The organism is Acidovorax sp. CF316, from assembly GCF_000276605.1.
Classification (GTDB): Bacteria; Pseudomonadota; Gammaproteobacteria; order Burkholderiales; family Burkholderiaceae_C; genus Acidovorax.
This window is the reverse complement of record NZ_AKJX01000301.1, coordinates 1-12,742: the sequence shown is the minus strand read 5'-3', so window position 1 is coordinate 12,742 and position 12,742 is coordinate 1. Positions and strand designations below refer to the sequence as shown.

Sequence of the window (12,742 nt, the reverse complement as noted above, 5' to 3'; positions counted from 1 at the left end):
ATCGCAGGCTGCCCCCTCGCCACCGGCGAGGGGGACACGGGCAGCGGGGTCGCCTTTTCTTGGCCTACGTTCTTTTGGCGAAGCAAAAGAAGGTAGGTGCGCCGCCGGGCGCACATCCCGGCTCCCGCACAGCGACCAAGCAAATCGTTAGCTTCGCTATCAAGCCTCAATACCGAGGTTGAAACCGCGCAATCGCATCACGCGCCGCAGCATCCAACGCAAACCCCGTCCCAAACCTCTGCGCCAATTCATCTGCCCGCGCAAGGAACGCCTCCACCCCCGTTCCATAGATGAACTGCATCGCCCCCCCGGTCCACGCCGGAAACCCGATTCCGAAGATCGACCCGATGTTCGCATCGTGCACGCTCGTGAGCACCCCCTCTGCCAGACACCGTGCCGTCTCCACCGCCTGCCGGTACAGCAAGCGATCCTGGATCTCCTGCACGCTCAGGGAGCTTGAAGTGTCGGCGGGGCGCCCGAACAGCGACGGCAGCTGAGGCCACAACTGCTTCTTGCCGCCCGCGGGGTAGTCATAGAACCCGCCGCCACCCGCGCGGCCAGGGCGCTTCAATTCCTTGACCATGCGCTCCACCAACAGCTCGCCGGGCGTGGCGAGGTAAGTGTGCCCCTCGGCCGCATAGTCGGCACGCGTCTGGTCGAGCACATGCACGCTCAGGGTCAGCGCCGTCTCGTCGAGCACGGCCAGCGGCCCCACGGGCATGCCGGCCTGCATGGCCGCGTTCTCGATCAGCGCCGCAGGCACGCCCTCGCCGAGCAGGGCCGCGCCCTCCATCACGTAGGTGCCGAAGGTGCGGCTGGTATAGAAGCCGCGCGAATCGTTAACCACGATGGGCACCTTGCCCAGTGCCTGCACGTAGTCGAAGGCACGCGCCACGGTCTCGTCGTCCGTGGCCTGGCCGCGGATGATCTCCACCAGTTTCATCTTGTCCACCGGGCTGAAGAAGTGGATGCCGACGAATTTCGCGGGCCGGCGGCTGGCCTGCGCCAGGCCGGTGATGGGCAGGGTCGACGTATTGCTGGCGAAGAAGCCACCCTCGGCGAGCTGGGGCTCGGCCTCGCGCGTCACGTTCGCCTTGAGCTCGCGGCTCTCGAACACCGCCTCGATCACCAGGTCGCAGCCGGCCAGATCTGCGGCATCGGCGGTCGGCGTGATCTTGGCGAGCAGTGCTTGCTGCACCGTGGCCTCCATGCGGCCCTTGTCCACGCGTGCCTGCGAGAGCCTGGCGCTGTAGGCTTTGCCGGCCTCGGCCTTTTCCTGGCTCACATCCTTCAGCACGGTGGCAATGCCCCGGCTGGCCTGGGCCCAGGCGATGCCTGCGCCCATCATGCCGGCGCCCAGGATGCCGACCTTCTGCGGCTTGTAGCGTGGGGCATTGCCGGGGCGCGACTGGCCGCTCTTGATCGCGTTCATGTCGAAGAAGAACGTATTGATCATGTTGCGCGCCACGGGGCCGGTCATCAGGCGGGCCAGGTAGCGGCTTTCGATGCGCAGCGCCGTGTCGTAATCGACGATGGCGCCTTCGACCATGGTGGCCAGAATCGCCTCGGGCGCGGGGTAACGGCCGCGCGTGGTCTTCTTGAGCATGGCGGGTGCCACGCTTAGTGCGCCGGCCACCTTGGGGTTGGCGGGCGTGCCGCCGGGCATCCTGTGGTTCTTGTCGTCCCAGGGCTGGACGGAGTGCGGATGGGTCGCGATGCGGGACAGTGCTGCTGGCAGCAGTTGCTCGGGCGTGGCCACCAGTTCGTGCACCAGCTGCAGCTCCAGCGCCTCGCGCGGATTGAAGAGCTGGCCTTCAAGCAGGTAGGGCTGGGCACCCATCAGACCGAGCAGGCGCGTCATCTTGGTGATGCCCGTGGCGCCGGGCATCAGGCCCAGGGTCACCTCGGGCAGGCCGAACTGGATGCGCGGGTTGTCCACGGCAATGCGGTAGTGGCCCACCAGCGCCACCTCCCAGCCGCCGCCGAGGGCCGCACCGTTGAGGCAGCTGACCACGGGGATGCCCAGGGTTTCCAGCGTGCGAAAGTGCTTTTTCATGCGCTCGATCTCGCCGAAGGCGGTGGGCGCATCGGCAGGCGTGAGCCGCATGGTGGCCTTGAGGTCGGCGCCCGCGAAGAAGCTGGTCTTGGCCGATGCCAGCACCACGCCCTTGAGCTGGGCGCGATCGGCCACGACACGCGCCGTGGCCTCGCCCAGGTCGGCCTGCCACTGGCGGCACATGGTGTTGACGCTGGAGTCCGGTTCGTCGAAGGTGATCAGCGCAACCTTGCCGTCGGCGGCATCGAGGAGTTCGTAGCGGATGGTCTGCATGGTGTTCTCCGTCGTCGTCATCACACGCGTTCCACGATGGTGGCAATGCCCATGCCGCCACCCACGCACAGCGTGGCCAGGCCGTAACGCAGTTGCCGGCGGTGCAGCTCGTCGATCAGCGTCCCCAGGATCATGGCGCCCGTGGCGCCCAGGGGGTGGCCCAGGGCGATGGCGCCGCCGTTGACGTTGACCTTGTCGTGCGGCACGCCCAGTTCGCGCATGAAGCGCATGGGCACGGCGGCAAAGGCCTCGTTGACCTCGAACAGGTCGATCTGGCCGATGTCCAGGCCGGCCTTGGCCAGTGCCTTGCGCGCGGCCGGCACGGGGCCGGTGAGCATGATGGTCGGGTCGGCACCGCTGAGCGCGGTGGCCACGATGCGCGCGCGCGGCGTGAGGCCATGGGCCGTGGCCGCGGATTCGTTGCCGATCAGCACCGCTGCGGCGCCATCGACGATGCCCGAGGCATTGCCCGCATGGTGCACATGGTGGATGCGCTCCACCTGCGGGTAGCGCTGCAGCGCCACCGCGTCGAAGCCCATGCCGCCCAACTGCTCGAACGAGGGCTTGAGCGCGGCCAGGCCTTCGAGCGTGGTCTGCGGCTTGATGAACTCGTCCTCTTCCAGGATGGGCAGGCCCAGGAAGTCCTGCACGGGAGCCACCGATTGCTTGAAGTAGCCGGCCGCGCGCGCGGCGGCGGCCCGGCGCTGCGATTCGACCGCATAGGCGTCGACGTCGGAGCGTGTGAAGCCATCGAGCGTGGCGATCAGGTCCGCGCCGATGCCCTGGGGCACGAACAGCGTGGCCGAGTTGGTGTCCGGGTCCTGCGCCCAGGCGCCGCCGTCCGAGCCGATGGGCACGCGGCTCATGCTCTCCACGCCACCGGCCACCACCAGGTCTTCCCAGCCCGAGCGCACCTTCTGCGCGGCCAGGTTCACGGCCTCCAGGCCCGACGCGCAAAAGCGGTTGACCTGCAGGCCCGAAGCGCGGAAGTCCCAACCCGCCTTGAGTGCCGCCACCTTGGGCAACACCGAGCCCTGCTCGCCCACGGGCGAGACGATGCCCATCACGATGTCGTCCACCGCAGCGGTGTCGAAGCGGTGGCGGCGCTGCAGCTCGGCCAGCAGGCCGGTGAGCAGACTGATGGGCTTGACCTCGTGCAGGCTGCCGTCCTTCTTGCCCTTGCCCCGCGGCGTGCGGATGGCATCGAACACATAGGCTTGTGTCATGGCGTGTCTCCAGTTTGTCGCCGCAGTATAGGGCGGGACGGCTTTATGCAGATCACCTGCTTTGTATAAATGGTGACACCTGACCAGACGTGCGGTCCTCCTGGTGTAGGAGCAGGATGGCAGCGGCTCCCCGGTTTGGATGACGGCCGGCGTACGCAAAGCCTTCGAAACTCATTGCGGCACGCCTTATCCATCCCACATTACATCCAGGTGAACCATGAGCAACAGCATCCAGCGCAGCGGGGCAGGTTCGTCGGACGGCAATGCCATGCCGACCCCAGCGCGCGCCGGGCCTGGGCCCATGGACCAGCACGCGATCCTCTTCAGCGCCGGGGGCCTGCTCGCGGTGCTGGTGGCTTTCTGGTTGCTGGGGTCGTTCATGGGCATGGCGGCGCTGATCGTTCCGGCCACGCTGTTCTTCGTCTGGCGCGAACCTGGCGTGTCCAACCCGCTGCGGTGGGAAGACCACTACGAGCAGCCTGATCGGGCAGAGTAAGGTGGACGATGGCGTCCGCAAGGGCCCGGACAGGGCACATGCGGAGGGCGCTGGGTGCTCCCCCGTCGTTCCACCTCAGAACCGGTAGCGCACGCCCACGGTGGCCAGGTCGGCGGGTGCCGTATCGTCCGAGAAGTGCAGGCGGTGGCGCTCCCACTCCAGCACGGCGGCGATGTTGGGCGTGAAGCCCCAGCTGGCACCCAGGCCGAAGGACAGGCCCATGCCGCTGTTCCTGCCGGTGCGCAGGCCATAGACGGGCTCTGCGGACGTTAAGGTCCGGCTGTAGGTGGTGCCGGCCTTGGCAAACAGCTCCAGGCGGTCGCCGATGGGGGCACGCCCCACCAGGCTCAGGTTCAGTCCACGGGCCTTGGTCCGGCCATCGAGCCGATAGGCACGGCCGAAATCGAGGTAGCCCACCTCGACGCCGAAGTTGCGGTGAAAGTAACCGCCGGTGCTGAGCTTCCAGGCGGTATCGCTGTCGTCGTAGGCCAGCCCGGTCGGCCCCGCGTACAGGTCGTACCGGGAGCGCCCGCCCGACAGGCCGACATAGCCGGCCTGGGTGAAGGGCAGGACGGACCTGGAGGAAGGCAGAGATACGTCGGCAGGGGCCTGCGCTCGCGCCACGCCGCACACGACGCCGAAAAGCGCGCCGCCGATGGCGGCAATGAGCCAGGGGGAAGTGCTGCTGCGCCGTGCATGCCTCATGGAAGTCTCCCGCGATAAGGACACCGTTTTTGGCACCCGCACACGCAGGCCGCCTGACTTCCAATTTAGGCGGCTGCCATGTAACAGCACGTGGGATTTGGTAAGCGGCTTTTGTAGGAATCGGCCTGCAAGGAAGGGCGCTGGCAACGCGCTATCCTGTCGTCTTTGAACAGATTCTTGTGGGCTGGGCCTGGATGGCCTTATCCTGCGAAAACGGGGCTGCTTATTGACCGCCCCCACCAGAACAATGGCAAAAACCCTTTCCGAATCCCTGCAGCGCCTGGCGCGCGACGCCATCGAATACGACGACGCGCGCTCCGGCTTTTTCCTCGAGCACCACCTGGCCCTGGCCGCTGGCGCGGGCTTGGCCGTGTCCGCGCTGATGGCGCCCAGCCGCAGTGCGGCCGCCGTGCGCGGCCTCGCCGCCGGGGTGCTGCTGGTGCGTGGCCTCAGCGGCCGCGACGGCGTGCGCGACTGGCTGCAGGTGCGCGGCGCTGCACCGGCCCCGCGCAAGCTCAGTCCCGAAGAGATCCGCGAGACCTGGCTGCTGTAAGCGCAGCTCCAGGCTGCGGCCCGGGCTACTTGCCCAGCCCCATCGCGCGGGTGATCACTTCCTTCATGATCTCGTTGGTGCCGCCGTAGATGCGCTGCACCCGGGCGTCGGCATAGGCACGGGTGATGGGGTATTCCCACATGTAGCCGTAGCCGCCGTGCAGCTGCAGGCACTCGTCCATCACCTTGCACTGCAGGTCGGTCGTCCAGTACTTGGCCATGCTGGCGGTGGCGGTGTCGAGCTGGTTCGCCGCGACCAGTTCGCAGCATTTGTCAACGAACACGCGGGCGACCTGCACCTCGGTCTGCAGCTCGGCCAGGGTGTAGCGGGTGTTCTGGTAGGCGGCCACGGGCTGGCCGAAGACCTTGCGCTGCTTGACGTACTCCACCGTCCAGTCGATGGCTGCCTGCGCGGCTGCCACGGCGCTGATGGCGATCTGCATGCGCTCCCAGGGCAACTGCTCCATCAGGCAGACGAAACCGCGCCCCTCCATGGCAGGGCCGCCGAGCAGGTTCTCGGCGGGCACCTTCACGTCGGTGAAGAACAGCTCGGAGGTGTCCTGCGCCTTCATGCCCAGTTTCTTGAGACGCTGGCCCTTCTCGAACCCCGGCATGCCTCGCTCCACGAGGAACAGGCTGGTGCCCTTGGCTCCCGCCGCTGGGTCGGTTTTTGCCACCACGATCACCAGGTCCGCATGCCAGCCGTTGGTGATGAAGGTCTTGCTGCCGTTGAGCACATAGTGCGATCCGTCGGCGCTCTTCACGGCCGTGGCCTTGATGCCCTGCAGATCGCTGCCGGCCGCAGGCTCGCTCATGGCGATGGCCCCCACCATGGCGCCGCTGGCCAGTTGCGGCAGGTAGCGGCGCTTTTGGTCCTCGGTGCCGTAGTGCAGGACGTAGGGTGCCACGATCTCGCTGTGCAATCCGAAGCCCAGGCCGGTGAAGCCCACGTGCGCGATGGCCTCCATTTGGGCCACCGAGTAGAGCCGGTCGGCGCCCGCGCCGCCGTATTCCTCGGGCAGGCTCATGCACAGAAAGCCGTTCTCGCCGGCCTTGGCCCATACGGCACGGTCCACGTAACCCTGTTCCTCCCAGGCTGCGTGGTGGGGGGCGACCTCCTTGTCGAGGAAGCGCGCGAAGCTTTCGGCAAAGGCCTGGTGGTCGGCGTTGAAGAGGGTGCGTTCGATCATGGCGTTCGTCTCCGGTGTTATTTTGCAAAGCGGATGCTTTTCAAAATTCTGCCATGGACAGGCACCAAGAAAAAGGCCGCCCCGAAAGGGCGGCCCGGCTGCGCTTCAGCTGCCGTTCACTTGACGTAGTCCGATACCACCTTCCACTTGCCGTCCTGGATCTGTGACAGGCGCGACAGGTCGCTGCCCAGGCGCTTCTGCGGGCCGTAGGACGCTTCCGCGCTGCCGAACATGTCGGGCGGGATCACCATGGTGTCCATGGCCTTGATGAAGCTTTCGGTGGTCAGCGAGGTGCCGGCCTTCTGCGCCGCGCGGATGAAGGCGTCGATGGCGCCGTAGCCGTAGACCGAGAACACGGTCGGGTCCTCGTTGAACTTGGTCTTGTACTTGGTGGCCCAGAAGCGGATGGGCTGCGAGGCCTCGTCCAGGTAGGGGTGCTGTACCGTCATGGTCGCGTACAGGCCGTCCATGGGCTTGCCGCCCAGCTTGTGGATCAGGTCGGTGTAAGCCGCGCTCGACCCCAGGAAGGTGGGGTTGAAACCGGTCTTGCGCGCCTCGCCGATGGTGCCGATGGTCTCGCGGATGATGGTGCCCAGGACCACGAAGTCGCAGTCGGCCGCCTTCATCTTCGCCACCTGGGACGAGAAGTCGGTCGCGCCGCGCTTGTACGAGGTCTTCTCGGTGAAGTCCATGCCCATGGCCTTCAGGGCCGCCTCGCCGCCGCGCATCACCTCCAGGCCGAACTCGTCGTCCTGGTAGATGGTGCAGATCTTCTTGGCGCCCTTTTCCTTGATGAGCTTGGGTGCGGCCAGGCGGATCTGGTCGTAGTAGGTGGCGGCAAACGAGTATTTGAGCTTGTGGAAGGGCTCGTACATCTCGCGCGCGGCCGTCACCGGGAAGAAGTTGATCACGTTCTTGCTGAACTGCACCGGCATGGCCGCCAGGTTCTGCGCCGTGCCGATGTGCGCCACCATCATGAAGATCTTGTCCTGGTTGACGAGCTTCTGCGCCGCCAGCACCGCCTTCTTGGGGTCGTAGCCCGAGTCCTCGACCTTGAGGTCGATCTTGCGGCCGTTCACGCCGCCCTGCTCGTTGGCCTCGTCCACGCGCAGCATCATCCCCAGGCGCACCTGCTTGCCGAAGCCCGCGAGCGGCCCCGACAGATCCTGGATGGAGCCCAGGTTGATGGTGTCCTTGCTCACGCCCTGCGTCTGGGCCTGCGCGGCGGTGCCGGCCAGGGCCACGGTGGCCAGCGCAGCGAGGTGATGAAGTTTCATGGCACGTCTCCTTGGATGGATCGGATTCGTCGTTATAGAACGATGCCCGGTACCGGGCACCAGCACTTTCCCTATGGGCGGGTCAGCGGTACATGGCCTCGATCTGGGCCGCGTATTTCTGTTGCACGAGCTTGCGCTTGAGCTTCATGGTGGGGGTCAGCTCCTCGTCCTCGGCAGAAAGCTGCGTGTCCAGGAGGAAGAACTTCTTGATCTGCTCCACGCGCGCGAAGCGGGTGTTCACGCGGTCCAGCTCGGCCTGTATCAGGGCCTGCACCTCAGGGGCGCGCGTGAGGCTGGCGTAGTTGGAAAACGGCACGTCGTGGTCCTGCGCGTACTTCTCCACGTTCTCCTGGTCGATCATGATGATCACCGTGAGGTAGGGGCGCGCATCGCCGATCACCACCGCGTCGGTCACGTAGGGGCTGAACTTGAGCTCGTTCTCCAGCTCGCTCGGAGTGATGTTCTTGCCACCGGCCGTGATGATGATGTCCTTCATGCGGTCGGTAATGCGCAGGTAGCCGTCGGCGTCGATCACGCCCACGTCGCCGGTGTGCAGCCAGCCGTCGGGGGAGATGGTCTCCGCCGTCTTTTCGGGCTGGTTCAGGTAGCCCTTGAAGACGTTCGGGCCGCGCACCTGGATCTCGCCCGTGGCCGGGTCCACGCGCACCTCGTTGTAGCTCGCGGCGGGGCCGATGGAGCCGGGCTTGATGCGGCTGGCCGGAACGCCGGTGGCGGCGCCGCAGGTCTCGGTCATGCCCCACACCTCCAGCATGGGCACGCCCAGCGCCAGGTACCACTTCACCAGGTCGGGTGAGATCGGTGCCGCACCCGTGACCAGAAAGCGCGCCCGGTGGATGCCGATGAGCTTGCGCACGTTGTCCAGCGCCAGCCAGCGTGCCAGCTGGAACTGCAGCTTCTGCCCGGCGCCCACGGGCTTGCCGGCCAGCACCTGCTCGGCAATGCGCGTGCCCACGCCGATGGACCAGGCGTACGCCGCCTGCTGCAGCTTCGTGGACTCCTTGAGCGCGATCATCACGCCCGAATAGAACTTCTCCCACACGCGCGGCACGGCGGTGAACACGGTGGGGGCGATCTCGCGCACGTTCTCGGGCACGGTGTCGGGGTTCTCCACGAAGTTCAGGCGCGAGCCGGTGTACAGCGAAAAGTACTCGCCGCCCATGCGCTCGGCGATGTGGCACAGCGGCAGGAAGCACATGGCCTCGTCGTCCTCGGTGCGCGAGATCAGCGTGTTGTAGCCGCGCACGGTATAGGCCAGCGCAGCATGGGTGTGCATGGCGCCCTTGGGCTTGCCGGTGGTGCCCGAGGTGTAGACCAGGATGGCCACGTCCTCCGGCTTGCAGCCCTGCACGCGGCGCTCCAGCGCGCCCGCGTGCTGCGCGTTCCAGTCCCGGCCCAGCGCGCGCAATGCCTGCAGGCTGATGATGCCGGGGTCCGCGAGGCTGCGCAGGCCTTCCATGTCGAAGACCACGATCTTGCGCAGCAGCGGCAATTGCGCGCGCACCTCCAGCGCCTTGTCCAGTTGCTCGTCGTCCTCGACGAAGAGCACGCAGGTGCGCGAGTCCTCGCACAGGTAGTGCACCTGGCTGGCCGCGTCGGTGGGGTAGATGCCATTGGAGACGCCGCCGCAGCTGAGCACGGCCAGATCGGCCAGCACCCATTCGATGTTGGTGCTCGACAGCACGGACGCACAGTCGCCCGGCGCAAAACCCAGCGCCATCAGGCCGCCCGCGATCTCGCGCACGGCATCGGCGGTCTGGTCCCAGGTCCAGCTCTTCCAGATGCCCAGTTGCTTCTGGCGCAGCCACACCTTGGGGCCGCGCTGTGCCACGCCGTTCCAGAACATGGCGGCCATGGTGTCGCCTGCGAGCACGTCGGTGCCGGCCGGCTGGATGTGGGAGAGGTCCCATAGATTGGACATGCCGGTCACCTCCAGTTCTTCTTCTTTTTCCAGCGCCGCTCGCCGCGCACGCCGGCGTCCTTCATGCCCAGGTAGAACTCCTTGATGTCGTCCTTCTCGCGCAGGCGCTCGCAGCTGTCTTCCATCACGATGCGGCCGTTCTCCAGCACATAGCCGTAGTCGGAGGCGTTGAGTGCCATGTTGGCGTTCTGCTCCACCAGCAGGATGGTGGTGCCGCGCTCGCGGTTGATGCGCACCACGATCTCGAAGATCTCCTTGGTGAGCTTGGGCGAGAGGCCCAGGCTGGGTTCGTCGAGCAGGATCAGCTCGGGGTTGGCCATGAGGGCGCGCGAGATCGCCAGCATCTGCTGCTGGCCGCCCGAGAGCAGGCCCGCGTCCTGCGCGGCGCGTTCCTTGAGGATGGGAAAGTAGGCGTACACCAGCTCCAGGTCGCGCGCCACCGCGTCGGCGTCGCTGCGCGTGTAGGCCCCCATGAGCAGGTTGTCGCGCACCGACAGCAGAGCGAACACCTCGCGCCCCTCGGGCACGTGCACCAGGCCCCGGCGCACGATGGCGGCCGGGTCGGCGGCCGTGATGTGGGCACCCTGGAACTCGATGGAGCCCCGGCGCGGGTCGATGATGCCCGAGATGGTCTTGAGGATGGTGGTCTTGCCCGCGCCGTTGCTGCCCAGCACGGCCGCGATCTCGCCACGCTGCACCTGCAGGCTCACGCCGCGGATGGCCTTGATGGGACCGTAGGCGCTTTCCACGTTCTGCAGCCGCAACAGCGGCGTGCCCTCTGCGGTGCTGCCGGGGCCGGATGGGCCGGGGAACGGAATGACGGTCATCGTGCCATCCTTGCCGGTGCGCTGCCCGTCGGGCGGCGCAGGTTGCTCACATCGTCGATGGTGCCCAGGTAGGCCTCGATCACGCCGGGGTGCGCCTGCACCTCGCGCGGCGTGCCCATGGCCACCACCTCGCCCTGGTTCATGGCCAGCACCCGGTCCGATACCTTGGACACCAGCGACATGTCGTGCTCCACCATCAGCACGGTGATGCCGAGCTCGTGCTGGATGTCCTGGATCCAGAAGGCCATGTCGTCGGTCTCCTCCACGTTCAGGCCCGAGGAGGGCTCGTCCAGCAGCAGCAGGCGCGGCTCGGTGCACAGCGCCCGGGCCAGCTCCACCACCTTGCGCACGCCATAGGGCAGGCCGGCCACCAGCGTGTCGCGGTAGTGCTGCAGGTCCAGGAAGTCGATGATCTCCTCGGCCTTCTCGCGCGCCCGCACTTCGGCATCGCGCACGCGGCGGGTGAAAAGCAGGTCGGCCCACAGCCCGGTCTCGCGGCGCGTGTGGCGGCCGATCAAGAGGTTGTGCAGCACGCTCGCGTGCTCGAACAGCTCGATGTTCTGGAAGGTGCGCGCAATGCCCAGGCCGGCCACCTTGTGCGGCGGCTGGTCGGTCAGCGGCAGCATGCCGTCCGGGCCTGCATAGTGGATGGTGCCGGCGGTGGGCGTGTAGATGCGGCTGATGAGGTTGAACACCGTGGTCTTGCCCGCGCCATTGGGTCCGATCAGGGTGAACACCTCACCGCGGCGCACTTCGAAGCCCACGTTGTTCACGGCCAGCACGCCGCCGAAACGCACGCTGAGGTTCTGGGCGCTGAGCAGGATGTCGTCGGTCATTTCAGCCTGTCCGATTTTTGAAAGGACTTCTGCCGCTTGAACAGGCCCTTGCGGTAGAACGGGAACAGCTGCAGCCAGGTGCGCACCTTGAGCCAGCGGCCGTACAGGCCCATGGGCTCGAACAGCACGAAGAGGATCAGCACGGCGCCGTAGACCACGGCCTGCAGGCCCGGGGCCTGGCCGATGGCGGCGGGCAGCCAGTCCTTGCCCAGCGAGATCAGCTGCGGCATGGAGATCAAAAAGATGGCGCCTAGGAAGGCACCATGCACCGAGCCCAGCCCGCCGATCACGATCATGAGCAGCAGGTCGATGGACTGCAAAATGTTGAACTGGTCGGGCGAGATGAACTGCAGCTTGTGCGCGTACAGCGCGCCGCCGATGCCGGCCAGCGCCGCCGACAACGAGAACGACAGCGTCTTGTAGCGCGCCAGATGGATGCCCATGCTCTGCGCCGAGATCTCCGAATCGCGGATGGCCACGAAGGCCCGGCCCGTGGGCGAGCGCAGCAGATTCAGGATGGCCAGGGTGCTGACCACGGCGATCACCAGGCACAGGAAGTAAAAGGACTCGGTGGATTCGAACTTGAAGCCCCAGATCTCGGGTGGCACCAGGTGCTTGCCCGAGTTGCCACCCGTGACCGACTCCCAGCGCGCGAATACCTCCTCGACGATGAAGCCAAAGGACAGCGTGGCCATGCCCAGGTAGATGCCCTTCACGCGCAGCGCCGGCAGGCCCACGATCACCCCCACCGCGGCCGACAGCCCCGCAGCGCAGGCCAGCGACAGCGCGAACGGCCAGCCCATGCCCGTGAGCACCGCCTGCGTGTAGGCCCCCACGCCCAGGAAGGCCGCATGCCCGAGCGAGAACAGCCCCGTGAAACCCGCCAGCAGCATCAGCCCCAGGCCGACGATGGCGTAGATGAGCACGAAGGTCAGCTGCGCCAACCAGTACTCGGGCGCCACCCAGGGCGCCGCCACCAGGGCCAGGCACAGCAGCCCGTACCAGAACACATGCCCGCCGTGCTTGGCCAGGCGCAGGTCCTGCTCGTAGGAAGTCTTGAAAAGAAAGCGCATGGGGTCAGACTTTCTTTCTCAGCTTTTCGCCAAACAGTCCGTTGGGCCGCACCATCAGCATGACCAGCACCACGATGTAGGCGGCCGTGTCCTTGAAGCCGTCGGGCAGGTAAAAGCCCGAGAACGACTCCACGATGCCGATCACCAGGCCGCCGACGATGGCACCCGGCAGGCTGCCGAAGCCTCCGACCACGGCGGCCGGAAAGGCCTTGAGCCCGATCAGGCCCATGTTGGCGTGCACGAAGGTGATGGGCGCCAGCAGCAGCCCGGCCACCGCCGCCACGGCGGGGGG

At 66.7% G+C, this 12,742-nt stretch carries 12 protein-coding genes; 2 read left to right on the top strand and 10 right to left on the bottom strand.

Translation table 11 applies throughout. The features are described 5' to 3' along the window. Positions 1–166 precede the first annotated feature (166 nt). Both PMI14_RS33085 and PMI14_RS33080 read right to left on the bottom strand, forming a co-directional pair. On the bottom strand, positions 167–2,329 hold the full coding sequence (locus tag PMI14_RS33085) for a 3-hydroxyacyl-CoA dehydrogenase NAD-binding domain-containing protein (protein ID WP_007862174.1): 2,163 nt from the start codon (positions 2,327–2,329) through the stop codon (positions 167–169). 20 nt (positions 2,330–2,349) lie between these two features. Beyond that, positions 2,350–3,555 carry an acetyl-CoA C-acetyltransferase gene (locus PMI14_RS33080; protein ID WP_007862173.1) on the bottom strand — a complete coding sequence of 402 codons (1,206 nt, stop codon included), beginning with the start codon at positions 3,553–3,555 and terminating at the stop codon, positions 2,350–2,352. Between the two features lie 217 nt (positions 3,556–3,772). Here PMI14_RS33080 and PMI14_RS33075 point away from each other — a divergent pair, with 217 nt between their 5' ends. After that, positions 3,773–4,051: a hypothetical protein gene (locus PMI14_RS33075; protein ID WP_007862171.1), complete on the top strand. Its 279-nt coding sequence runs from the start codon at positions 3,773–3,775 to the stop codon at positions 4,049–4,051. A 75-nt stretch (positions 4,052–4,126) separates the two neighbouring features. Here PMI14_RS33075 and PMI14_RS33070 read toward each other — a convergent pair whose 3' ends face one another. Continuing rightward, positions 4,127–4,756 (bottom strand): outer membrane beta-barrel protein, encoded by a 630-nt coding sequence (locus tag PMI14_RS33070; protein WP_007862170.1) that lies wholly within the window; start codon positions 4,754–4,756, stop codon positions 4,127–4,129. Between the two features lie 247 nt (positions 4,757–5,003). Between PMI14_RS33070 and PMI14_RS33065 the strand changes: the two genes are divergently transcribed. After that, on the top strand, positions 5,004–5,309 hold the full coding sequence (locus PMI14_RS33065; RefSeq protein WP_007862169.1) for a hypothetical protein: 306 nt from the start codon (positions 5,004–5,006) through the stop codon (positions 5,307–5,309). Between the two features lie 25 nt (positions 5,310–5,334). Here PMI14_RS33065 and PMI14_RS33060 read toward each other — a convergent pair whose 3' ends face one another. The 7 genes from PMI14_RS33060 to PMI14_RS33030 all read right to left on the bottom strand — a co-directional run. Beyond that, positions 5,335–6,498: an acyl-CoA dehydrogenase family protein gene (locus PMI14_RS33060; protein ID WP_007862168.1), complete on the bottom strand. Its 1,164-nt coding sequence runs from the start codon at positions 6,496–6,498 to the stop codon at positions 5,335–5,337. A gap of 116 nt (positions 6,499–6,614) precedes the next feature. Beyond that, positions 6,615–7,775, bottom strand: a complete 1,161-nt coding sequence (locus PMI14_RS33055) for an ABC transporter substrate-binding protein (protein ID WP_007862167.1) — start codon at positions 7,773–7,775, stop codon at positions 6,615–6,617. Between the two features lie 82 nt (positions 7,776–7,857). Continuing rightward, positions 7,858–9,714, bottom strand: coding sequence for a long-chain fatty acid--CoA ligase (locus PMI14_RS33050; protein ID WP_007862166.1), 1,857 nt, complete (start codon positions 9,712–9,714; stop codon positions 7,858–7,860). A 5-nt stretch (positions 9,715–9,719) separates the two neighbouring features. Beyond that, a complete protein-coding gene (locus PMI14_RS33045; RefSeq protein WP_007862164.1) occupies positions 9,720–10,541 on the bottom strand; it encodes an ABC transporter ATP-binding protein in 822 nt (273 codons plus the stop codon). Further along, positions 10,538–11,377, bottom strand: a complete 840-nt coding sequence (locus tag PMI14_RS33040; RefSeq protein WP_007862162.1) for an ABC transporter ATP-binding protein — start codon at positions 11,375–11,377, stop codon at positions 10,538–10,540. Before PMI14_RS33040 ends, PMI14_RS33045 begins: the two co-directional genes overlap by 4 nt. Next, positions 11,374–12,450, bottom strand: a complete 1,077-nt coding sequence (locus PMI14_RS33035) for a branched-chain amino acid ABC transporter permease (RefSeq protein WP_007862161.1) — start codon at positions 12,448–12,450, stop codon at positions 11,374–11,376. Before PMI14_RS33035 ends, PMI14_RS33040 begins: the two co-directional genes overlap by 4 nt. Positions 12,451–12,454: 4 nt before the next feature. Next, positions 12,455–12,742, bottom strand: a 288-nt coding sequence (locus PMI14_RS33030) for a branched-chain amino acid ABC transporter permease (protein ID WP_007862160.1), incomplete at its 5' end; no start/stop codon positions are given.

Excerpts from the sequence above, each read along its gene's own strand:
- PMI14_RS33060 (WP_007862168.1), bottom strand. The coding sequence starts at position 6,498 with ATGATCGAACGCACCCTCTTCAACGCCGACCACCAGGCCTTTGCCGAA.
- PMI14_RS33055 (WP_007862167.1), bottom strand. The coding sequence starts at position 7,775 with ATGAAACTTCATCACCTCGCTGCGCTGGCCACCGTGGCCCTGGCCGGC.
- PMI14_RS33080 (WP_007862173.1), bottom strand. The coding sequence starts at position 3,555 with ATGACACAAGCCTATGTGTTCGATGCCATCCGCACGCCGCGGGGCAAG.
- PMI14_RS33085 (WP_007862174.1), bottom strand. The coding sequence starts at position 2,329 with ATGCAGACCATCCGCTACGAACTCCTCGATGCCGCCGACGGCAAGGTT.
- PMI14_RS33070 (WP_007862170.1), bottom strand. The coding sequence starts at position 4,756 with ATGAGGCATGCACGGCGCAGCAGCACTTCCCCCTGGCTCATTGCCGCC.
- PMI14_RS33035 (WP_007862161.1), bottom strand. The coding sequence starts at position 12,450 with ATGCGCTTTCTTTTCAAGACTTCCTACGAGCAGGACCTGCGCCTGGCC.
- PMI14_RS33045 (WP_007862164.1), bottom strand. The coding sequence starts at position 10,541 with ATGACCGTCATTCCGTTCCCCGGCCCATCCGGCCCCGGCAGCACCGCA.
- PMI14_RS33075 (WP_007862171.1), top strand. The coding sequence starts at position 3,773 with ATGAGCAACAGCATCCAGCGCAGCGGGGCAGGTTCGTCGGACGGCAAT.
- PMI14_RS33040 (WP_007862162.1), bottom strand. The coding sequence starts at position 11,377 with ATGACCGACGACATCCTGCTCAGCGCCCAGAACCTCAGCGTGCGTTTC.
- PMI14_RS33065 (WP_007862169.1), top strand. The coding sequence starts at position 5,004 with ATGGCAAAAACCCTTTCCGAATCCCTGCAGCGCCTGGCGCGCGACGCC.
- PMI14_RS33050 (WP_007862166.1), bottom strand. The coding sequence starts at position 9,714 with ATGTCCAATCTATGGGACCTCTCCCACATCCAGCCGGCCGGCACCGAC.